Raw genomic sequence first — 22,230 nt, forward strand, 5'->3', positions numbered from 1 at the left:
AAGCTCGCTCCTACTCCGGCCAATGCCAGGCCGGCGCATCCAGCATCCCTTGCCCCACAATCCGCGTTTCCCCCATCACCTTCTCCAACACAATCGAATTACACCCCTCATCCTGCTGCAACGCCGCAATCAACCGGCTGGCATGGCTCACCACCCACACCTGGCACTGCTTCGAGGCCTGGATAATCAAGCGCGCCAGTGCCGGCAACAAGTCCGGGTGCAGGCTGGTCTCAGGCTCGTTCAGCACCATCATGGTCGGCGGCCGGGGCGTCAGCAGCGCGGCGATCAGCAGCAGGTAGCGCAGGGTGCCGTCCGACAGTTCCGCCGCCGACAACGGGCGCAGCAAGCCTTCCTGATAGAACTCGATGGCAAAGCGTCCGCCCTGCAACGGTTCGATATGCAACCGTGCGCCGGGGAAGGCATCACTGACCGCGTGCTGCAACGCCTCGACGTCGCCCACTTCGCGAATCGTCTGTAACGCGGCCGCCAAATCCCGACCGTCGTGATGCAGCACCGGCGTGCGCGTGCCTAATTGCGGCTGGCGTACCGGCGCATCCACATCGCTGCGAAAGTGATCATAAAAGCGCCAGCCACGGATGCTTTCGCGCAGCAGCAATACTTCCGGCGAACCGCGCAGGCTGCCGACCTGATCGAACAGGCTGTGATAGTTGGGCGTGTGCTGGGCCAGTACGTCCCAGGCGCGGCCATCACGGGCGCGTACCATCGGGCCCGAACGCTGCACCAACAGGCTGGCCGGGCGGTAGAGGGGGCCGGCCCAGATACATTCCTTTTTAATTTCCGGGTCCAGTTTGAACTCGCTGCCGGGAACCGGGATGGGCATGCCCAGGGAGATGGCGTAGCTGAAGTCCTCCCCGGCAAAGCCCAGGCGCAAGCGTTTGACGCCTTGGGCGACCACGGCCTCCACCGGTACTTCGCCATTGCGCATGCGCCGGCTGATGTTCTCCGGCCCGGCCCAGAAGGTCGAATCCAGCCCGCCTTCACGGGCCAACGCATTGATCACCCCGCCCTGGGCGGTTTCGGCCAGCAAGCGCAGGGCGCGATACAGGTTGGACTTGCCGCTGCCATTGGGCCCGGTCACCAGGTTCAGCCGGTCCAGGGGCACCACCAATTTGTTGATCGAGCGGTAATTGGCCACCGCGAGGGTTTTAAGCATATGTATTTAGTCAGCATGGGAACCATTGGAGTATGGGATCCTCCATGCAGATAAGGAACCCTGATCTAAGCTCACAGTCGCATACACACTTGCACGTCGGCATCACGCAAAAGGAGCCTGCATGGGCGGTCGCACTTCGACATTTATTTTCAGCCTTGGCCTCCTGGCGCTGCTCAGTGGCTGTGGCCAAGACAAGGCCGAGCCCAAGCAGCATTCACGGGTGTTCGTGCAAACCGTGCAGTCGGCGGATTTCGCCGCGGCGGTGACGCTGACCGGTGATATCCAGGCGCGGGTGCAAACCGATCTGTCCTTTCGCGTGGGCGGCAAGATCATCCAGCGCATGGTCGACGTAGGCGACCGCGTCACGGCCAGGCAAGTCCTGGCCAAGCTTGACCCCAAGGATTTGCAGACCAACGTCGATTCGGCCCAGGCCCAGGTCGTGGCCGAACAGGCGCGCGTCAAGCAGACCGCCGCCGCCTTTGTGCGCCAGGAAAAACTCTTGCCCAAAGGCTATACCAGCCGCAGCGAATATGACGCCGCCCAGGCTGCACTGCGCAGCAGCCAAAGTGCCCTGGCCGCTGCCCAGGCGCAGTTGGCCAATGCCCGCGAACAATTGGGCTACACCTCGCTGATTGCCGATGCCCCGGGCATCATCACCGCGCGCCAGGCCGAAGTCGGCCAAGTGGTACAGGCCACCGTGCCAATCTTCAGCCTGGCCCGCGATGGCGAGCGTGACGCCGTGTTCAATGTGTATGAGTCCCTGCTGGTGGAGCCGCCGCCCGACGCGCCGATTACGGTGAGCCTGCTGGACAACCCGAGCATCAAGGCCGTGGGCAAAGTCCGCGAAGTCACGCCCGCCGTGGCCGCCAATACCGGCACCGTCCAAGTGAAGATCGCCCTGCAAAGCCTGCCCAAGGGCATGGAACTGGGGTCGGTGGTCAGCGCCACCGCCAATGGCCCGGCCAAGTCGAGCATCGAGCTGCCTTGGTCAGCGCTGACCAAAGACCTCAACGAGCCAGCCGTGTGGCTGGTGGACGGCGAAGGCAAGGCGCAGTTGCACAAGGTCACCGTGGCACGCTACCTCACCGGCAAAGTGATCATCGGCGAGGGCCTCAAAGGCGGTGAAAAAATCGTGATAGCCGGTGGGCAATTGCTGCACCCCGGCATGGTCGTCGAGATCGCCCAACCCGGAGCGCAGCCATGAAGCAATTGACGCTCATTGTCGCCGCCAGCCTGTTGCTAATGGCCTGCTCCAAGGAAGAGGCGCCGCCCGAACCCATACGCCCGGTGCTGTCCATGGAAGTGAAGGCCGAAGACCAGGAAAACCTCGGTCGTTTCGCCGGCACCATCCAGGCCCGCTATGAAAGCAACCTGGGTTTCCGTGTGCCGGGCCGCATCGCCCGTCGCGCCGTGGATGTCGGTGCCGAAGTGGAGAAGGGTGCCTTGCTCGCCGTGCTTGACCCCACCGACCAGCAGAACCAATTGCGCGCTGCCCAGGGCGACCTGGCGCGCGTACAGGCGCAGTTCATCAACGCCCAGGCCAACGCTCGGCGGCAACAGGAACTGTTCAACCGTGGTGTGGGTGCCCAGGCTCAATTGGATGTGGCCCAGACCGACCTGAAAACCACCCAGGCGACCCTCGACCAGGCCCGTGCTTCGGTCAACCAGGCCAAGGATCAGCTCAACTACGCCGAACTGCGTACCGACCATGCCGGTATCGTCACCGCCTGGAATGCCGAAGCCGGCCAGGTGGTCAGCGCCGGCCAGCAGGTAGTGACCCTGGCCCGTCCGGACATCAAGGAAGCGGTGATCGACCTGCCCGCCGGCCTGGCTGAACGCTTGCCTGCCGATGTGGTGTTCCTGGTCGCTGGTCAACTGGACCCCAGCGTGCACACCACTGCCGTGGTGCGTGAGATCGAGCCTCAGGCCCAAAGCGCCACGCGCACCCGTCGCGCACGCCTGAGCCTGGCCGAAACCCCGCCGGCGTTCCGCCTGGGCACGGCAATCAGCGTGACTTTGAGCACCGCCATCGCCCCGCGTATCGAACTGCCCCTGAGCGCCTTGCAGGAAGTCGACGGCAAGACCCGCATCTGGCTGCTCGACACCCAGAGCCAGACCGTGCAACCGCGTGAGGTCACGGTCATCAGCCGTGATGCTCAAAGCGCCTTGCTCAATGGCAGCGTCAAACCCGGCGAGCGCATTGTCACTGCTGGCGTGAACAGCCTGAAACCCGGTCAAAAAGTCAAAATCGACGAGGACAGCCCGCGATGAAAGGGAGCTTCAACTTATCCGACTGGGCCCTCAAGCATCAGTCCTTCGTCTGGTACCTGATGTTCGTCGCGCTGCTGATGGGCGTGTTCTCGTACATGAACCTGGGCCGTGAAGAGGACCCCTCGTTCACCATCAAGACCATGGTGATCCAGACCCGCTGGCCGGGCGCGACCCAGGAAGAAACCCTCAAGCAGGTCACCGACCGCATCGAGAAGAAACTCGAAGAGCTCGACTCCCTCGACTACGTGAAAAGCTACACCCGGCCTGGCGAGTCCACGGTGTTCGTGTTCCTCAAGGACACCACCAGTGCCAAGGCCATTCCGGAGATCTGGTACCAGGTCCGCAAGAAGATCGATGACATTCGCGGCACCTTCCCCCAGGGCTTGCAGGGGCCGTCGTTCAACGATGAATTCGGTGACGTGTTCGGCTCGGTGTACGCCTTTACCGGCGATGGCCTGTCGATGCGCCAACTGCGTGACTACGTGGAGCAGGTGCGCGCCGAGATCCGTTCGGTACCGGGGTTGGGCAAGGTCGAGATGATCGGCCAGCAAGACGAAGTGATTTACCTGAATTTCTCCACGCGCAAACTCGCGGCCCTGGGCATTGATCAGCGCCAGGTCGTGCAAAGCCTGCAATCGCAAAACGCCGTGACCCCCGCCGGGGTGATCGAGGCAGGACCCGAACGCATCTCCGTGCGCACCTCCGGGCAGTTCGCCTCGGAGAAAGACCTGGCCAACGTCAACCTGCGCTTCAATGACCGTTTCTATCGGCTGGCGGACATCGCCGACATCAGCCGTGGCTATGTGGACCCGGCGCGGCCGATGTTCCGCTTCAACGGCAAACCGGCGATTGGCTTGGCCATCGCCATGCAGAAAGGCGGCAATATCCAGTCGTTCGGCAAGGCCCTGCACGGGCGCATGGACGAGCTGACCGCCGACCTGCCGGTGGGCGTCGGCGTGCACAAGGTGTCCGACCAGGCCGAAGTGGTGGAGGAGGCCGTCGGCGGCTTCACCAGCGCATTGTTCGAGGCGGTGATCATCGTGCTGGTGGTGAGCTTTATCAGCCTCGGCATGCGCGCCGGGTTGGTGGTGGCGTGCTCGATCCCGTTGGTGCTGGCGCTGGTATTCGTGTTCATGGAATACAGCGGCATCACCATGCAACGTGTGTCGCTGGGCGCGTTGATCATCGCCCTCGGCCTGCTGGTGGATGACGCGATGATCACGGTGGAGATGATGATCACGCGCCTGGAAAAAGGCGAAACCAAGGAGCAGGCGGCGACTTACGCCTATACCTCCACGGCGTTTCCGATGCTCACCGGCACGCTGGTGACCGTGGCCGGCTTCGTGCCGATTGGTCTCAACGCCAGTTCGGCGGGCGAGTACACCTTTACCCTGTTCGCGGTGATTGCCGTGGCGATGCTGGTGTCGTGGGTGGTGGCGGTGCTGTTTGCGCCGGTGATCGGCGTGCATATCCTCAGCGCCAATGTGAAACCGCACAACGCCGAGCCGGGGCGCATTGGCCGTGCCTTCAATGGCGGCATGCTGTGGGCCATGCGCAACCGCTGGTGGGCGATTGGCATCACTGTGGCGCTGTTCGTGGCTTCGGTGTTCTCCATGCAATTTGTGCAGAACCAGTTCTTCCCATCGTCGGACCGCCCGGAAATTCTCGTCGACCTGAACCTGCCGCAAAACGCCTCGATCAACGAGACGCGCAAGGCCGTCGACCGCCTCGAAGCGATCATCAAGGACGACCCGGACATCGCCCGTTGGAGCACCTACATCGGCCAGGGCGCCATTCGTTTCTACCTGCCGCTGGACCAGCAGTTGGAAAACCCTTACTACGCGCAATTGGTGATTGTGAGCAAGGGCCTGGAAGAGCGTGGCGCCCTGATCGCGCGCCTGCAACAGCGCCTGCGTGACGATTTTGTCGGTATCGGCAGCTACGTGCAGCCGCTGGAAATGGGCCCGCCGGTAGGGCGGCCAATCCAGTACCGTGTGTCTGGCAAAGACATCGACCAGGTGCGCAAGCACGCCATCGAGCTGGCGACCTTGCTGGATCAGAACACCCACCTGGGCGAGATCATCTACGACTGGAACGAGCCGGGCAAAGTGCTGCGGGTGGACATCGCCCAGGACAAGGCGCGGCAACTGGGGCTGTCGTCGGAAGACGTGGCGCAGTTGATGAACAGCGTGGTCAGCGGCGCGGCGGTGACCCAGGTGCACGACGATATCTACCTGATCAATGTGGTCGGCCGCGCCGAAGATGCCGAGCGGGGCACCCCGGAAACCTTGCAGAACCTGCAGATCGTCACGCCCAACGGCACCTCGATTCCACTGCTGGCGTTCGCCACCGTGCGTTACGAGCTGGAGCAGCCGCTGGTGTGGCGCCGCGACCGCAAGCCGACCATCACCATCAAGGCCGCCGTGCGCGATGAGATGCAACCGACCGACCTGGTCAAGCAGTTGGCACCGACCATCGAGAAATTCAGCGAAGGCTTGCCGGTGGGCTACAAAGTCGCCACCGGCGGTACCGTCGAAGAAAGCGGCAAGGCCCAGGGGCCTATAGCCAAGGTGGTGCCGTTGATGCTGTTCCTGATGGCCACCTTCCTGATGATCCAGTTGCACAGCGTGCAGAAGATGTTCTTGGTGGCCAGCGTCGCACCGCTGGGGCTGATCGGCGTGGTACTGGCGTTGATCCCCACGGGCACACCCATGGGCTTTGTGGCGATCCTGGGGATCCTGGCGTTGATCGGCATCATCATCCGCAACTCGGTGATTCTGGTCACACAGATCCACGAGTACGAAGAGGCCGGCTACACGCCGTGGGATGCGGTGGTGGAAGCCACCGAGCACCGGCGCCGGCCGATCCTGCTGACCGCCGCCGCTGCGAGCCTGGGCATGATCCCGATTGCGCGGGAAGTGTTCTGGGGGCCGATGGCCTACGCGATGATTGGCGGGATCATCATTGCGACGTTGCTGACGTTGCTGTTTCTGCCGGCGCTGTATGTGGCCTGGTACAAGATCCGCGAGCCGAAACAGGAGCATCAGCCACAACAGGATTAATTCTGTAGGAGCGAGCTTGCTCGCGAAAAACGTCAACGATAACGCGTGCTTCCTGAGTAAACGCGGCGCCTGTGAGTTTTTCGCGAGCAAGCTCGCTCCTACAAAAGAGCCTTAACTGACTGAGGCTGTGTGAAGCTTCTGAAAAATCCCGACGTCGCCCTGGCTGACCCTTGCATGTTGTACCCTCTGGTGTTCATTCCAAACCCAGGTCGATCCTCATGCAGTGCCTGCGTTTCACCTTGCTGTTTTGCGCGTTGCTCCTTGCACCGCCTGCCTTCGCCGCCACCGTACTGGAAAACGCCTTATGGCGCGTCGAGCTCGACCCCGCCACCCTGGCGCTGCGCGTGACACCCGCAGGCCAGGCCTCGGTGCAGGCCTCCAGCGGTGTGGCGGCGCATGCCGTCAGCCAATTGCAGAACACCCCCGACCAGGCCACTTGGCAATGGGACAACGGCGCCTATCGCCTGAGCGCCCGCCTGGCCCAGCGCGACCTGGCCCTGACCATCAACGCCCGCGAGCCCGGTGAGTTGGCCCTGCTGCGCCAGCCCGCCGAGGCCATGGGGCGAGGGTTGATCTGGCCCTTGGCCGAGGGGCATTACGTGCCTGCCGGCAATGCCCTCTGGAAGGCGTTTCTGCTGGAGCGCGATGAGCTCAATACCACCCAGGACCTGAGCCTGCCGCTGTGGGGCGTGGATCACGCTGGCTTCACCTTGAACTGGTTATTGACCAACCCCTACAACAACCGCCTGCAATGGCAAGTCGACGGCAACGGCCTGGCCCTCTCTGCGTCCCATGAATTCACCTCGCTGGCGCCTGACGCGCCGATGACGCTGCGCCTGTACCTGGGCGATGCCGACCCGTTGGCCGGCGCCAAGCGCTACCGGCAGTGGCTGGTGGAGCAGGGTCGCTATGAGCCGTTGGCGGACAAACTGCGGCAAACACCCGAAGCCCAGAAGCTGCTGGGCGCCAGCCATGTGTACCTCTGGGACAACGGCCTGCTGGCTTTGAGCGATGTGCGTGATTGGCCAACATTGATCAAACGGCTGCGCAGCCATGAACTCAAGACGCTGATGGACAAAGAGAGCGCACAGCTGCTGGCGAAGCCCACTGCATTGAATCTCTATGAGCAAACCGTGCTGCTGCGCGGCCTCAACGCGGCGATCAACACCAAGGCCCGGCAGGCCTGGCAAGTCGAAGATCCGGACATGACCCGCCTTGCCGCTCGTTATGGCGAGCTGCGCAGTGAACTGGCCGTCGACTTTGCGGGGGCCTTGAGTGACAGCCCGCAAACCTGGGGCAGTAGCGCCATTCAAACCCTGCGCGACGCTGGGCTGCAGCGTCTGCTGCTGACCTTGGGCGAAGGTTGGGAGGGGGGCCTGTGGCATCCCGAGGCGATTCGCGCCGGGGTGGAAGCCGGCTTTCTGATGGCGCCTTACGACTCCTATGAAACGGCCCTGTCCGCCACCGAAAACCCCGATTGGACCACCGCCCACCTGGGCGCCAGGGCCTATCGTGACTGCGCGATCGTGCTGAAAGACGGCAAGCTGAAAACCGGCTTCCAGAAGTCCGGCCATTACACCGACCCGCGTTGTGTGCGGCCGCTGCTGGAGGCGCGGGTGAATGCGGTACACGCCAAGGCTGGCTTCAATGCCTGGTTTCTCGATGCCTACGCCACCAGCATGCTGTTCGACAGCTACCGCAGCGACGCCAGCATGACCCAGGCGCAGAACGCCGAAGGCAATATCGACGCCTCTCGCTGGATCAACACCGTGCCTAAGCTGGTCACAGGCTCCGAAGACGGCAACGCCATCACCGCCCAGGGCATCCTGTTCGCCCACGGCATGCAGACCCCGGTGATCGGTTGGGGCGACCGCGAGATGACCCAGGACCCGCAGTCGCCGTACTTCGTCGGCAACTGGTACCCAACCGAGCAACCGGCGGTGTTCTTCAAATCAGTGCCGTTGAAGGAGCCGTTTCGCACGGTGTATTTCGAGCCGACGATGCGCCTGCCGTTATACCAGGCGGTGTTCCATGGCTCGGTGATCACGACCCATCATTGGCTGTTCGACAGCCTCAAGCTGAGCAATGTGCAGGGCGACAATGAACTGACCCAACTGCTGTACAACGTGCCGCCGCTGTACCACCTCAGTGCGGCGACGCTCAAGGCGCGGTTGCCGATTATTCAGCGCCAGGACCGTTTTTTCCGGCCGTTGCACCAGCGCTTGGCGACCCAGGAAATGACTGGTTTCCGTTGGCTGACGGTGGACAAACAGCTGCAGCAAACCACCTTCGCCGATGGGACGCGGCTGGTGGCGAATTTCTCGGCGGTGGAAAAACAGGGGTATGCCGGGCGCAGTGTGACTGTGCTTGTGGAGGGGGAGGAGCCGGTGGTGTATCAGGTGAATCGGTAGCGTCTGTGCGGTCTTCGCGAGCAAGCCCGCTCCCACAGGGGATCGCATTCCAAAATGTGGGAGCGGGCTTGCTCGCGAAGGCGTCAGCCCGAACAACACAGCACTAAACTTTACGCCACACACTCGCCAACCAAGGCTGCTGTTCCCGCGGCAACCCGGCCGGCCGGTAGTAATGCTCCAGCTCTTCAAACCCAGCCGCAGTCAGCAAGGCCTGCCACGCCTGCAGGTCGTGATAAGACCCATACCGCGGCCCATTCCAGCCCTCTTGGTTCTCGCCTCGAGGGTTGGAGCTGAACAGCACGCCTCCAGGTTTCAACGCGCCGTGCAGCTCTTTGAGCACGCGCGGCAGTTCCTGCTTGGGAATATGAAACAGCACCGCATTGGCAAACACTCCATCGAAGCGTTCGGCGGGCAGGTCCAGCTTGAGAAAGTCCTGCTGCAACACTTCACAGCCGCTGTCTTCGCGGGCCATCTGCGCAAAACGCTCGGAGCCATCCAGGCCCACGGCGATATGCCCCATGCGCGTAAACGTCTGCAAATCCCGCCCCGGCCCACAGCCGAAATCCAGCACGGTAAACGGCGGCGTGCCCTGGATATGCCGCAGCAGCGCGTCGATGTTCTGGCTCACATCGTGATCGCGGGTACCTTCACGGAAGTCTTCGGCCACCTTGTTGTAATGGCCCAGGGTGGTGGCGGTGATCTGATTGAGGTCGTCGGGAGCAAGTTTCATGGCATGGCGCACGGCTGCGGCTGAGGTAGCGGGACTATACCCCGGCCCACTCTTGAGTTGAAAACCGTGTATCCGCTGTAGGGCGCTTCACGGCGTTCGCAGTGTGCGCATCCGACAGACCGCCACGGGAAATTGTGGGTAAGATTCGGCCCTCATTTGCAGAGGGTTATACATCCATGGAAGAGGAAAAACGTTCACCCGTTGGCAACGACACCGCGCCGAACAAGGTCGACCAATACGCCACGAGATTGAGCAATGGCTTGCTCTGGCTCAATGAGCGTGCCTGGCCGCTGACGGTGGGGATTCTCTCGGTGGCAGGCCTGTACCTGTACCAGTACATCCAGATGGAAAAGGTGCCGCTGAGCATCTTGTCGGCATCGGCGTTCACCGCATTGCCGGCGATGTTCGCCATGTTGGTGTTTGTGATCGGCATGATGGGCGCGTCGATCCTGGTGCCCACGTTCATCTTGTTCACGCGTCTGAACGGCACGGGTGTGCGCCTGAGTGATCAACTCAATCTCAGCCCGCAGTCGCCGCAAGAGACGGCCCAGCACCGGCGGTTACTGGGGCATTGGGCGGCCAGCCTGTTGGTGATGTTTGTGTTCTGGATGTCCGCCGTGTACCTGTCCGTGAACGCCGAAAGTGGGCTGTTGCTGACGCTCAGTTGGATCGTGGCGATCATGGCGGCGGTAGTGGCCTATGTCGGCATCATCATTCGCGCCCGGCCCGCCGATGTTGCCCTGCGTGAGTTGTCCGGCGAGTTCTGGCTGGCCAGCGCCGGCGCCGGGGTGGTTCAAATGGTGGTCATTCTGATGGTGACGGTGCCGGTCTCCCGCGCTTTCAGCGAGTACTCCGACAGCGCCGTGTTCTTTGCGCCGTTCATGGCCGCCGAAATGGCTGTGCTGTTCCTGATTCAGGGGAGCGCCGCGTGCCTGGTGGTGCGCATGCGCGTTCAGAAAAACCCGGTGGCGTTCGCCTCACTGGTGGCCTTTGCCCTCATCGTTTTACTCGGGCTGATCCCGGCGAGCGGGGCCAAGTTGGGCGGCCTGCCGTTGCAAGGCTCCGCCTCGGGAGGGCGTGTTTGTACGTTGATGACCTGGGCGGCAGAGGCCAAGGTCCCCGGCGTGCTGGTAGACGCCGACAACCCCAAGCGCAGCGTGAAACTGCGGGTGATGGCCGACTCGGACGGCAGCTACATCGTGCGGCCCTGGCAAGCCAAGGAAAAAACCATCACCTTCGTGCCCCGCGCCAGCGTTGCCCAACTGGACGAGTGCCCGTGACGTCAGCGCTTGTTCAATACCCGCGCCAAGCGGTCCCCGCTTAGTTGGATCACCGCCACCAGCGCCACCAGCAGCACGATCACCGTGAGCATGATCTGTGTATCGAAGCGCTGGTAGCCGTAGCGGTAGGCAATATCGCCCAGGCCACCGGCTCCAATCGCCCCGGCCATGGCCGATGAGTTGATCATGGTCACCAGGGTGATGGTGAAGCCGCCGACGATGCCGGGCAGCGCCTCTGGCAACAGTACATGCCAGATGATGTGCCAGCGACGGCAACCCATGGCCTGCGCGGCTTCGATCAGGCCATGGTCGACCTCGCGCAGGCTCACTTCAGCGATGCGTGCAAAGAACGGCGTGGCGGCGATGGTCAGCGGTACCACTGCCGCCCAGACGCCATAGGTGGTGCCGACGATCAGGCGCGTGAACGGGATCAGCGCCACCATCAGGATCAGGAACGGAATGGAGCGGAACAGGTTCACGAACGCGCCCAGCACGCGGTTAAGGGCCGGTGCCTGGTAGATGCCGCCCTTGTCACTGGTGACCAGGAACACCGCCAGTGGGATGCCCACCAGCAGCGCGATCAGCGACGACACTCCCACCATCAACAAGGTGTCGATGGCGCCCTGCACTAACCGATCAAACCACATAACCCAGCACCTCCACCTGTTGTGCCCAATTGGCCGCGCGTTTGCGCAGTTCTTCGCCGTTGTGTGGCGACCCATTCACCGCCAGCAGCAATTGCCCCAAGGCATGCCCCTGGATGCGTTCTACGCCGCCCTGTAGCAAGCGCACGCGGCCACCGAGGGCGCTGAACAGCGCCGCGAGGTCTGGCTCCAGGCTGTCGCTGCCGGTGAACTGCAAGCGCAGCACCAGTGCGGCGTCGGCTGAGGCGGGCGAGGGTTGCAGGCGGCTTTGCAACTCTGGCGGCAAGCCGTGTTGCAGGGGGGCGAGCAGGGTCTTGCTGACCTCATGTTGCGGATCGCCAAACACCTGCCACACCGGGCCTTGCTCGACGATACGCCCGTGTTCCAGCACCACCACGCGGTCGCAGATGTCGCGGATCACCGCCATTTCATGGGTAATCAGCACGATAGTCAGGCCCAGGCGCTGGTTGATCTCGCGCAGCAGGCCGAGGATCGACTGGGTGGTTTCCGGGTCGAGGGCCGAGGTGGCTTCGTCGCACAGCAGAATCTCGGGGTCGTGCACCAATGCGCGGGCGATGCCGACGCGTTGTTTCTGCCCGCCGGACAACTGCGCCGGGTACGCCTTGTGTTTGTCTTGCAGGCCTACCAGCTCCAGTAGTTCATGCACCTTTCGCGCGCGTTGCGCCTGGGGCACACCGGCGACCTTGAGCGGCAACTCGACGTTCTGCCACACGGTCTTGGCCGACATCAGGTTGAAGTGCTGGAAGATCATGCCGATGCGTCGGCGCAGCGCCACCAGGTGGTCTTCATCGAAGCCGCCGATGTCTACCTGGTCGATCAGCACCCGTCCGCTGCTGGGTTGCTCCAGGCGATTGATGGTGCGGATCAGCGACGACTTGCCGGCGCCGCTGCGGCCGATGATGCCGAACACTTCGCCACGCTGGATCGCCAGGTCAATGCCTTGCAGCGCATGCACCGTGCCGTCATAGGTTTTGCCCAGGTTGATGAACCGCACATGGGCGCGGTTCAAGTCCGGGTGCAGTTCAGTGTGTTCGGCGTGGCTGGGCGCGTGCTCCAGGTCGCGCAAGCGGGCGTTGGCGGCACTCATGGTTTAGCTTCCCAGCCGACCTGGTAGAGCTTACCCAGGGACTTGTCCAGGGCAGCGCGCACCACCGGCGAGTGCTGGTAGATATCGACGAACTTGATCACCCGTGGGTCGGTTTTGCTCTTGGGCTGGATCACGAACTGAATTACGTATTCCGGGTGGTCGAGGCCGTCGAACAACAGCGCCGACTCGGCATCGAAGGTCTTGGACAGGCGGATATACGCCGGGTAGCCCTGCACCAGATCGGCGTCGTCATAGGCGCGCACCAGTTGCACGGCTTCCACTTGCAGGATCTTGATGTTTTTCGGGTTGGCGATGATGTCTTCTTCGGTGGCCTTGTAGCCCACGCCCGGCTTGAGGGTGATCAGCCCGGCCTTGGCCAGCAGTTGCAGGCCGCGACCGCTGTTGATCGGGTCGTTGGCAATCGCCACGCTGGCGCCTGCGGGCAGCTCGTTGAAGTTTTTGTACTTTTTCGAATACAGCCCGACGTTGTTGATGATGCCCGGCGCGTACGGCACCAGGTCAAACCCGGCGGCGGCCTTGGCGTTTTCCAGGAAGGGGATGTGCTGGAAGTAGTTCACGTCGATATCGCCAGCGGCGAGGCTGACGTTGGGCGCGATCCAGTCGGTGAACTCCACCAGTTCGACCTTCAGGCCCTGCTTGCCGGCTTCTTCTACGGCGGCTTCCAGCGGAATGGCGAAGGCGGCGGTGGTGCCGATTTTCAGCGGGGCGTCGGCGGCAAATACCGCCGAGCTGAATAAGCCAAGGGCCAGGGCCAGTGCTTTGACTGGGTTGTTGAGCAATGTCTTTTTCATAGTGGTTTTCCAGTCATAAGGTCTTAGGTAGCGAGATCGTTCCCACGCTCCGCGTGGTAATGCAGTCAGGGACGCTCCGCGTCCCAAAAGCGAACGCAGAGCGTCCAAGAGGCATTCCCCACGCGGAGCGTGGGAACGATCAAACAATGTGGCGGTAGGTAGAGCCGGTGTGTTGCTTGGGTAAGCGGGCCGTGTCGTGGAAGACTTTTTCCCGCAGCGTTCCCGGCGCATATTCGGTCTTGTACGAGCCCCGTCGTTGTAACTCCGGTATCACCAGCTCAATGAAATCCACATAGCTCTCCGGCGTCACAATGCGCGTCAGGTTGAAACCATCCAGCCCGGTTTCGCTGATCCAGGATTCCAGCTCATCGGCCACCTGTTCAGGCGAGCCCACCAAGGTGATATAGCGCCCGCCCAAGGCGTGCTGGTCGAGCAATTTGCGCCGGGTCCAGTCGTTGTTCTGCAGGTTCTGGGTGGCGGACTGGATCGCGTTGCTCTTGACGTACTGGATGGGTTCGTCCAGCCCGTATTGGGCAAAATCAATCCCGGTCGAGGCCGAGAAATGCGCCACGCCGGCTTCCGCGCTGGCGTAGCTGAGGTACTCGGCGTGCTTGGCCCACGCCAGCTCTTCGGTGGCGCCCACGATCACGTTAAGGCCCATGAACACCTTGATGTCATCCGGGTTGCGCCCAGCCTCCACCGCGCTGGCGCGCACCTTGTCCACCTGGCGCTTGGTCGCGGGTTTGTTCTGCCCGCTGATAAACACGCACTCGGCATGCCGCCCGGCGAACAGCAAGCCACGCTCGGAACTGCCGGCCTGAAACAGCACTGGCGTACGCTGAGGTGAGGGCTCGCACAGGTGGTAACCCTCCACCTGATAAAACTCGCCGTGGTGCGCAACCTTGTGCACCTTGCCCGGTTGCGCATACACCCGCGCCTGGCGATCGTTGCGCACTGCGTCGTCTTCCCAACTGCCTTCCCAGAGCTTGTACAACACCTGCAGGTATTCATCGGCCTGGTCGTAGCGCCGGTCATGCTCGACCTGTTCGGTGAGGCCCATGGCCTTGGCGGCGCTGTCGAGGTAGCCGGTGACAATGTTCCAACCCACTCGGCCACGGCTCAGATGATCCAGCGTCGACATGCGCCGGGCGAACAGGTACGGCGCCTCATAGGTGAGGTTGGCGGTAAGGCCGAAGCCCAGGTGCTGGGTGACAGCGGCCATGGCCGACACCAGCAGCAGAGGGTCGTTGACCGGTAACTGGATCGACTCCTTGAGCGGCACGTCGATGGCGTCCTGGTACACGTCATACACACCGACGATATCGGCGATAAACAAACCGTCGAACAGCCCGCGCTCCAGGATTTGCGCCAGTTCAGTCCAGTATTCGAGGGTGTTGTAGTGGGTGGACGTGTCCCGTGGGTGGGTCCACAAACCGTGGTTGATGTGCCCGATGCAGTTCATGTTGAAGGCATTGAGCAGGATCTTTTTTTTGCTCATCAGATGGTCCCCCGCAGCGGCGGGTTTTCATCGTTGAGGTAGTAGTTGCCGACCGCATGGTATTTCCAGCGGACCGGGTCGTGCAGGGTGTGCACCCGGGCGTTGCGCCAGTGGCGGTCCAGGCCGTGTTCGGCCAGGGTCGCCTGGCTGCCGGCCAGTTCGAACAGGGTGCTGCCGGCCGCCAGGGAGATCTCGGTGCTCAGGGCGCGCACTTCGGCGTCGGCGATGGAGGCTGCTGCAACCGTGTGGGCATTGCTGTCGGCCTGGGCGCGGTCGAGGAATTCACCCGCGCGCTCCAGCAAGGCCTCGGCGGCGTGCAGGCGGCTGCTCAAGTGGCCGAAGCTCTTGAGTGTCAGCGGGTCTTCGGTGGCCTTGTCGTTGCCGGCGTCGATCCACGGGCGGGTCTTGGTGCGCACAAAATGCAAGGCGTCCTCAAAGGCCGCACGGGCGATGCCGGTGTCGATGGCCGCATGGAGGATCTGCGCCAGCGGGCCAACGGTGGTCGGGCGTTCGAAGGCGCTCTGGAACGGCACCACGTCTTGCGCTGCGACCCACACGTTATCGAACACCACCGAGCCGCTGCCGGTGGTGCGCTGGCCGAAGCCGCTCCAGTCGTCGATCACCGTCAGGCCCGCGCTGTCACGCGGCACGAAGGCCAGTTGCTGCACGCCGTTTGCATCCACCACCGAGGTGGGGATGCGCTGGGCGTAGATCGCCCCGGTGGCGTAGAACTTGCGCCCGCTGATGCGAAAACCATCGCCGTCGCGGGTGAGGCTGGTGATGCGGTCGTGGGCGGTCTTGGTGCCCAGTTCCGCCAAGGCGTTGCCAAAGCGTTGGCCGGCCAATACCTCGGCGTACAGGCGTTGCTGCTGTTCGGGGCTGCCGTTCACCCGCAGTACTTCGAGGGCGTAAAAATGGTTTTGCGGAATCTGGCCCAACGAGCCATCAGCCTGGGCGATCAGTGCGATGACCTTGGCCAGGGTGACGTTGGACACGCCCGCGCCGCCGTAGGCCTTGGGCACGCTGATGCCCCACAGGCCAGAGCGGGAAAACACGTCCAGCTCGGGCAATGGCAGGCGGCGTTCGCGGTCGCGTAGGGCGCTGTCGCGGCGCAGGTCTTCAGCGAGGTCGCTGGCGACAATAAGCGCTTGTTCGTCGCTGGTGATGACCGCGACGGGGTGAGAAAGGGTCATGAGTTTCTCCAGAAGCTCGTGGAAAAGTGTTCTGGTTGGTTAAATCCAGGAATGACGAGCCGGCAAGGTGCCGTTGAGTCGATAGGCGCCGATGGCGTGGTACTTCCAGCGCACCGGGTCGTGCAGGGTGTGCACCCGGGCGTTGCGCCAGTGACGGTCAAGGTTGAATTCGGCCAGGGTGGCGCGGCTGCCGGCCAGTTCGAAGAGCTTCTCGGTGACCTGCAGCGCCACTTCGGTGGTCAGCACCTTGGCCTCGGCCACGGCAATCGAGGCGTAGGCGGCGGACTGCGCGGTAATCGGCGCGGCGCTGACCTGGTCCAGCACCTGGCCCGCCTTGCGCAGCAGGGCTTCGGCGGCGTGCAGTTCGATCTTCAACTTGCCGATATCGGCGATCACATACAGGTCGTCGCTGGCTCGCTCGACCTTGGCGTCGATCCACGGGCGTGAACGTTCACGCACGAAAGCAATGGCATCGTCGAGGGCGCCGCGGGCGATGCCGGCGTCGATGGCGGCCTGAATCAACTGCGACACCGCCCCCTGGATATTCGGGGTTTCGCCCAGGCGCCAGTTGTCGATGACCAGTTCCGGCTCCACGGCCACGCGGTCAAGCAAGACGGTGCCGCTGGCGGTGGTGCGTTGGCCAAAGCCGGACCAGTCATCAACGATGCGCAGTCCTTCGCTGCCGCGACGCACAAAGGCCATGACCTGCTTGCCGTCATCGTTCAGGGCCTTGATTGCCACCCAGTGGGCAAACAAGGCTCCAGTGGAGTAGAACTTTTGCCCGCTGACCACGAACCCGTCGCCTTCGGCCGTGAGGCGCGCCTTGAGCTCCAGGGTGTTTTTGGTGCCGCGTTCGGGGCCGCCGTTGCCGATGCGCCAGCCGTCGAGCACGCTCTGGAACAGCTGCTTTTTCTGGCGCTCGGTGGCGGTGCCCTGCAACACATGCAGGATGCCGAAATGGTTTTGCGGGATCTGCCCGAGGGCTGGGTCGGCCGCGCTGATGATCGCGAAGACTTCGGCCAGGGTCACAAACGACACCTGGGGCCCGCCGTATTCGCGGGGAATGGAAATACTGCCCAAGCCGCTGCGGGTGAACTGTTCGAGCTGCGCCCAGGGCAGTTTGCGTTGCTGGTCGCGCTGGGCGGCCTGCGCGCGCGCAGCCTGGGCCAGTTCGTGGGCGGCGCTCAGCGCCTGGGCGTCGTTGCGCAGCACCGTGGCGGGCAACAGCAGGGGGGCTACGTCCAGATCACTCTGGGGGGATGTTAGAGCCAAGTTAGACATCAGCGCCGCTCCTTGGCTGCACGCAATGCCCTGGCGTTGTGCACCGGGGTAATTCTGACCATACCGACCTCGCATTCAATGAAATAAACAGAAAAATCAGGAATGTCCGGTGGTCCGGTGCATATACCCTAAGCGTGTTAATTATTTAAATAAACTAACTTTTAGGAATATGCATAGAAGGGCTGTCACCCCGGTTCACAGGGTGAGCCGAAGCGACGCGGTTGATAGCCCGGCGCGGACGAGGCTGGGCAGGGCGGTGTGCAGGCGGCGATGCGCAGTGTACGGGCGGGCGCCCAGCGGGAGTTGTTACCCACGCGGTCGAGAATGCAGTAGGTGACCTCCAGCCGGCAGTCGTCGCCGGCTTCGATAATCACGTGGGGCGGCACCCACACCTGCACCGCCCGGCCGACGCCCTGGGCCTGGATGCGGGGCAGGTCCAGGCGTACATCGCCCCAGCGCAAGGTGATGGCATCGCCCGTGCTCATGTTCAGGTAAGGCTCGATGGTCAGTGGAATGCCGCGCCTTACCTGGCTGCTGTTGACGCCATGGCGGCGGATCGTCTCGGGCAGGTTCACGGGCGCCAGGTTCTGGTTTTCGTCGCCGCTTTCAGGGTTCAGGCGCGGCAAAGGCTGACCGCCGGGGTAGTTGGTCTTGACCCGCACCAGGGTCACCGCCGAGCGCATCGGGCCATGGCCGATCTGCAAGACCTGGTAATGGACGCGTGCCGGGCCATCCTGCACAAAGCTCTCCGGTACGCACAGGTGGGTATACGTGCCGATCTTGCATGCCGTCACCTTGCGCGAGGCAGCAAAGCAGTTGTTCCAGAACAGTTCAATCAGGTCGCCCTCTTCCATGCTCGGGTAGGGTGAAATATCGACCTGCAAGTGGGCGGAGGCCAGAGCGCTGATGCCGTTTCCAATAGCCTGGGGCAGCCTTGGGGCACGGAGCGTGGCCGGGGTTTGAGTGTGTGTCATAAGTAATCTCCTTGATGCAGCCAGCAGCAATCGTTCCGAAACCTCGACGCACAGGCGCAAGGGGGTCGAAAGACACGATTCAGTCAGTAGCCGGGATAGGATCCAATCCTCAAGGCGCTAGATAAGAGGGTTGGCCAAGGAGCGTCAATGGAGGCAAAGGGCTAAACGGCGGGTTTGGAGAGATTCAGAAGGGTCTGACGGGGGGGGGGATTATAAGGCGCTGGCGAGGGGGGCTTTTACACGCTCAACCTGCAACCCGTTGTAGGAGCGAGCTTGCTCGCGAAGAACGCCCAGGCAACTCGGTCAACCTGATTCACCGCGTTATCGTTTACGTTCTTCGCGAGCAAGCTCGCTCCTACAGTGGGAGGTGTCAGTGGGCGAGGAATTTGCTCAGGAACTGCTTGGTGCGTTCTTCCCTGGGGTTGGCAAACAGCGCCTTGGCTTCGCCCTGTTCGACGATCACACCCTTGTCGAAAAAAATCACCCGATTGGCCACGTCACGGGCAAAGCTCATCTCGTGGGTGACGATGACCATGGTGCGGTTTTCTTCGGCCAGGCTGCGAATGGTGGCCAATACTTCGCCCACCAGTTCCGGGTCGAGGGCCGAGGTGGGTTCGTCAAACAGAATCACCTCCGGCTCCATGGCCAAGGCGCGGGCAATCGCCACACGCTGTTGCTGGCCGCCGGACAACCGCCTTGGGTAGGACGCTTCCTTGCCCGCCAGGCCCACCCTGGCCAACAGCTTGCGCCCCAGTTCTGCGGCCGCTTCCCGCGGCATCTTCTTGACCACGATCGGGCCTTCGATGACGTTTTCCAGCGCGGTGCGGTGGGGGAACAGGTTGAAGTTCTGGAACACAAAGCCCACATGCTGGCGCAGGCGCCGCACCAGGCCCTGTTGCTGGTTGAGCGGCCTGCTGCTGTCGATCTCGATGTCACCCACCTTGATACGGCCGCTGGTGGGTTCTTCGAGGAAGTTCAGGCAGCGCAGGAAGGTGGTCTTGCCCGAACCGCTGGGGCCGATGATGGCGACCACTTCGCCTTCCTTGACCTCTAGGTCGATGCCGTTGAGCACCACCTGACCGTTGAATTGTTTGGTCAGTTTTTCAACCACGATCATGCTTCAAGACTCCAGGTCATGCCGGTTGACCCGGTCTTCCAGACGATTTTGCAGATGCGCCAGGATGCTCGCCAGGATCCAGTAGATCAGGGCTGCGGACAGATACATGGTGAAGATTTCGAAGGTACGTGCCGACACCAGTTGGGCCTGGCGAAACAGCTCGGGCACCTGGATGGTGGCGGCCAGCGCCGTGTCCTTGACCAGAGAAATAAAGCTGTTGCCCAAAGGTGGCAACGCCGTGCGCATCGCCTGGGGCAGGATGGCCCGGCGCAACGTCTGCGCACGGGTCATACCGATACTGGCAGCGGCTTCCCACTGGCCACGCTCGATGGAGGCGATGGCGGCCCGCAGGATTTCACAGGCATAGGCGGCCATGTTCAGCGAAAAGCCGATCATGGCGGCCGGGATAGGGTCCAGCTCGATGCCCACTTGCGGCAAGCCGTAGTAGATCAAAAACAGCTGCACCAGCAACGGCGTGCCGCGAAAAAATGATACGTAGACCCGGGCGGTCCAGCTCAGGAGCTTGAAGCGCGACAGGCGCATCAAGGCCAGGCCGAAGCCCAGCAGCAGGCCGAAAAACATCCCGCCCAGGCTGAGGATTACCGTGTAGTACGCGCCCTTGAGCAGAAAGGGCGCGGAGTCCAGCGCGAGTTGGAAACCTGCTTCCATTATTGCGTGACGTCAGCGTTGAAGTACTTCTCGGACAGCTTTTTCAAGGTGCCGTCGGCGCGCAGTTTGTCCAGAGCCTTGTTCACCGCGTCGAGCAGCTCGGGCTCGCCTTTGCGCAGGGCGACACCGGATTCCTGACGGGAGAAGGCGTCGCCGGCAGCGGCGGTGTCGGGGGCTTTCTTGGCGTATTCCAAGGCGGCCAGACGGTCGATCAGGATGGCATCGATACGGCCGATGCGCAGGTCCTGGAACTTGGTCGGGTCGTCGTTGTAGGTCTTGATAATGGCTTTAGGTTGGTTGTCCTTGAGCCATTGTTCGTAGTTGGTGCCCAGGCCTACACCGACTTTCTTGCCGGCCAGGTCGTCGGCTTTCTTGATCGAGTCGACGTTCTTTTTCAGCACCAGCGCCTGGATGCCGGACACGGTGTAAGGCTTGGAGAAATCGTACTTTTTCTTGCGCTCTTCGGAGATGGTCACTTGGTTGACCACGGCGTCCAGGCGCTTGGATTCCAGCGCGGCGAGGATGCCGTCCCATGGCGTGGCTTGCAGCTTGACCTTGACGCCCAGCTCCTTGGCCAGCGCCTCGGACAGTTCCACTTCGAAACCGCTGAGCTTGCCGCTCTCATCGACAAAGCTGAACGGCGGGTAGGTGCCTTCCAGGCCGATCTTGATCTCGCCGGCCTTCTTGATGGTGTTCAACTGCTCGCCGGCAACCGCCTGGCCCAGCCAGCCAGCGCCAAGCGCCAGGCCCAAAGTGCCAACCAGCAGCGTGCGACGAAATGCAGAAATAGTCATGGAGAGCCCCTGTGTTTTTATGGTGAGCGAAGCAGGTGACGCGGTAGTCGTATCCTGCCCTAAAGTGCGAAGCGCGTCTTCGCCTTCGGCGCGATGATAAGGTGGGTTTTTAAGTCTTGAAAATAATAAAAATACAATTTCATATTCTATTTTTGAATATGACCGTATTCAATCAGTTGAATACTGAGTCATAGGCAAACAACGCCGGCGCGCCACCGGTATGCAGGAAAATGATCGGCCCCTCTTCAAACCGCTGGCGCCCGATGCCGTCGAGCAAACCGGCCATGGCCTTGCCGGTATACACCGGGTCCAGCAACAGACCTTCCTGGCTGGCCAAAAGTTTGATCGCCGAGAGGGTGCCAGCGTTTGGCTCGCCATAACGCGGCCCGAAATACTCGTCCCACAGGGTCACCTTAAAGGCTTCGGGAATAGCCACACCGAGCAACTCGGCAGTGCGCTCGGCCAGGCCCTGCACTTTCGGGAATTGCGCTTGCTCGGTGCGCGACACCGTGATGCCGATCACCGGCAACTGCGGCAATGCTTCGCTCAAGGCCAGGGCCAGGCCGCTGTGGGTACCGGCACTGCCGGAGGCGAGCACCACGGCGGCGAATTCAATGCCGCTGTCTTCAATCTGCGCGGCCAACTCCAGCCCGGCGCGCACGTAACCCAATGCGCCGAGGGCGTTGGAGCCGCCGATAGGCACCAGGTAAGGCTTCTTGCCGTTACTGCGCAGGCGGTCGGCGAGGGCGTTGAGTTGGTCGTCGACGTTGTCGAGGTTTTCCACCAACTCCACTTTGGCGTCGAACAGCTCCAGCAGCAGGCGATTGCCGTTGCCGAGGTAGTTGGGGTCTTCAGTACCGGTGGGATTTTCCAGCAGGGCCACACAGCCCAGGCCGAGCTTGGCGGCCAGCGCGGCGGTCTGGCGAACATGGTTGGACTGGATCGCGCCGGCGGTGACCAAGGTGTCGGCGCCCTGGGCGATGGCGTCGGCAGCCAGGTATTCAAGTTTGCGCAGCTTGTTGCCGCCCATGGCCAGCGGCGTGGTGTCATCGCGTTTGACGTAGACGTCCCTGCCCAGCCAGGCCGACAGCCGCTCGAGTTTTTCCAGGGCGGTGGCATTGCCCAGTAGTTCCAGGCGGTCAAAACGGGCGAGCTGTTGTTTGATCATGGTTACGCACGGTGGCTGAGTGATGGGGGGACTATAGGCAGGCA

18 protein-coding genes are annotated in these 22,230 nt (G+C 62.4%); 5 read left to right on the forward strand and 13 right to left on the reverse strand.

Annotation, left to right across the window (positions count from 1 at the left end):
• Positions 1-10 precede the first annotated feature (10 nt).
• The gene (locus PSH76_RS01220) at positions 11-1,174 is read right to left on the reverse strand and encodes an AAA family ATPase (protein ID WP_056782593.1); all 1,164 of its coding nucleotides are present in this window, start codon (positions 1,172-1,174) and stop codon (positions 11-13) included.
• Between the two features lie 121 nt (positions 1,175-1,295).
• On the opposite strand from PSH76_RS01220, the gene PSH76_RS01225 reads away from it, so the two are divergent.
• The 4 genes from PSH76_RS01225 to PSH76_RS01240 all read left to right on the forward strand — a co-directional run bounded on the left by PSH76_RS01225 (position 1,296) and on the right by PSH76_RS01240 (position 8,918).
• On the forward strand, positions 1,296-2,378 hold the full coding sequence (locus PSH76_RS01225) for an efflux RND transporter periplasmic adaptor subunit (RefSeq protein ID WP_305493485.1): 1,083 nt from the start codon (positions 1,296-1,298) through the stop codon (positions 2,376-2,378).
• Complete coding sequence (locus tag PSH76_RS01230; protein ID WP_305493486.1) at positions 2,375-3,445, forward strand: efflux RND transporter periplasmic adaptor subunit; 1,071 nt, start codon at positions 2,375-2,377, stop codon at positions 3,443-3,445. The genes PSH76_RS01225 and PSH76_RS01230 overlap by 4 nt, the downstream gene beginning before the upstream one ends.
• The gene (locus PSH76_RS01235) at positions 3,442-6,507 is read left to right on the forward strand and encodes an efflux RND transporter permease subunit (protein ID WP_305493487.1); all 3,066 of its coding nucleotides are present in this window, start codon (positions 3,442-3,444) and stop codon (positions 6,505-6,507) included. Before PSH76_RS01230 ends, PSH76_RS01235 begins: the two co-directional genes overlap by 4 nt.
• A 218-nt stretch (positions 6,508-6,725) precedes the next feature.
• On the forward strand, positions 6,726-8,918 hold the full coding sequence (locus PSH76_RS01240) for a glycoside hydrolase (protein ID WP_305493488.1): 2,193 nt from the start codon (positions 6,726-6,728) through the stop codon (positions 8,916-8,918).
• 103 nt (positions 8,919-9,021) lie between these two features.
• Here the strand turns inward: PSH76_RS01240 and PSH76_RS01245 are convergent, their stop codons facing one another.
• On the reverse strand, positions 9,022-9,648 hold the full coding sequence (locus tag PSH76_RS01245) for a bifunctional 2-polyprenyl-6-hydroxyphenol methylase/3-demethylubiquinol 3-O-methyltransferase UbiG (RefSeq protein ID WP_138761773.1): 627 nt from the start codon (positions 9,646-9,648) through the stop codon (positions 9,022-9,024).
• Positions 9,649-9,824: 176 nt separating this feature from the next.
• Here PSH76_RS01245 and PSH76_RS01250 point away from each other — a divergent pair, with 176 nt between their 5' ends.
• Positions 9,825-10,928: a hypothetical protein gene (locus PSH76_RS01250; RefSeq protein ID WP_305493489.1), complete on the forward strand. Its 1,104-nt coding sequence runs from the start codon at positions 9,825-9,827 to the stop codon at positions 10,926-10,928.
• A 2-nt stretch (positions 10,929-10,930) separates the two neighbouring features.
• Here PSH76_RS01250 and PSH76_RS01255 read toward each other — a convergent pair whose 3' ends face one another.
• The 11 genes from PSH76_RS01255 to PSH76_RS01305 all read right to left on the reverse strand — a co-directional run bounded on the left by PSH76_RS01255 (position 10,931) and on the right by PSH76_RS01305 (position 22,186).
• On the reverse strand, positions 10,931-11,575 hold the full coding sequence (locus tag PSH76_RS01255) for a methionine ABC transporter permease (RefSeq protein WP_044270445.1): 645 nt from the start codon (positions 11,573-11,575) through the stop codon (positions 10,931-10,933).
• Positions 11,565-12,680: a methionine ABC transporter ATP-binding protein gene (locus PSH76_RS01260; RefSeq protein ID WP_305493490.1), complete on the reverse strand. Its 1,116-nt coding sequence runs from the start codon at positions 12,678-12,680 to the stop codon at positions 11,565-11,567. Before PSH76_RS01260 ends, PSH76_RS01255 begins: the two co-directional genes overlap by 11 nt.
• The gene (locus tag PSH76_RS01265) at positions 12,677-13,492 is read right to left on the reverse strand and encodes a MetQ/NlpA family ABC transporter substrate-binding protein (RefSeq protein ID WP_305493491.1); all 816 of its coding nucleotides are present in this window, start codon (positions 13,490-13,492) and stop codon (positions 12,677-12,679) included. The genes PSH76_RS01260 and PSH76_RS01265 overlap by 4 nt, the downstream gene beginning before the upstream one ends.
• A gap of 139 nt (positions 13,493-13,631) precedes the next feature.
• A complete protein-coding gene (locus tag PSH76_RS01270; RefSeq protein WP_098949842.1) occupies positions 13,632-14,990 on the reverse strand; it encodes an LLM class flavin-dependent oxidoreductase in 1,359 nt (452 codons plus the stop codon).
• Complete coding sequence (locus tag PSH76_RS01275) at positions 14,990-16,183, reverse strand: SfnB family sulfur acquisition oxidoreductase (RefSeq protein WP_305493492.1); 1,194 nt, start codon at positions 16,181-16,183, stop codon at positions 14,990-14,992. The genes PSH76_RS01270 and PSH76_RS01275 overlap by 1 nt, the downstream gene beginning before the upstream one ends.
• A 39-nt stretch (positions 16,184-16,222) precedes the next feature.
• The gene (locus PSH76_RS01280) at positions 16,223-17,464 is read right to left on the reverse strand and encodes an SfnB family sulfur acquisition oxidoreductase (RefSeq protein ID WP_305493493.1); all 1,242 of its coding nucleotides are present in this window, start codon (positions 17,462-17,464) and stop codon (positions 16,223-16,225) included.
• A 185-nt stretch (positions 17,465-17,649) separates the two neighbouring features.
• Positions 17,650-18,438, reverse strand: coding sequence for a hypothetical protein (locus PSH76_RS01285; protein WP_305493494.1), 789 nt, complete (start codon positions 18,436-18,438; stop codon positions 17,650-17,652).
• Between the two features lie 370 nt (positions 18,439-18,808).
• A complete protein-coding gene (gene tcyN, locus PSH76_RS01290) occupies positions 18,809-19,555 on the reverse strand; it encodes an L-cystine ABC transporter ATP-binding protein TcyN (protein ID WP_014716461.1) in 747 nt (248 codons plus the stop codon).
• Between the two features lie 3 nt (positions 19,556-19,558).
• Positions 19,559-20,224, reverse strand: coding sequence for a cystine ABC transporter permease (gene tcyL / locus PSH76_RS01295; protein ID WP_003187646.1), 666 nt, complete (start codon positions 20,222-20,224; stop codon positions 19,559-19,561).
• A complete protein-coding gene (gene tcyJ, locus PSH76_RS01300; protein ID WP_305493495.1) occupies positions 20,224-21,018 on the reverse strand; it encodes a cystine ABC transporter substrate-binding protein in 795 nt (264 codons plus the stop codon). Before tcyJ ends, tcyL begins: the two co-directional genes overlap by 1 nt.
• 172 nt (positions 21,019-21,190) lie before the next feature.
• The gene (locus PSH76_RS01305; RefSeq protein ID WP_305493496.1) at positions 21,191-22,186 is read right to left on the reverse strand and encodes a D-cysteine desulfhydrase; all 996 of its coding nucleotides are present in this window, start codon (positions 22,184-22,186) and stop codon (positions 21,191-21,193) included.
• Positions 22,187-22,230: the final 44 nt, after the last annotated feature.

The sequence above is a fragment of the Pseudomonas sp. FP215 genome (genome assembly GCF_030687795.1).
Taxonomy (GTDB): Bacteria; Pseudomonadota; Gammaproteobacteria; order Pseudomonadales; family Pseudomonadaceae; genus Aquipseudomonas; species Aquipseudomonas salmasensis.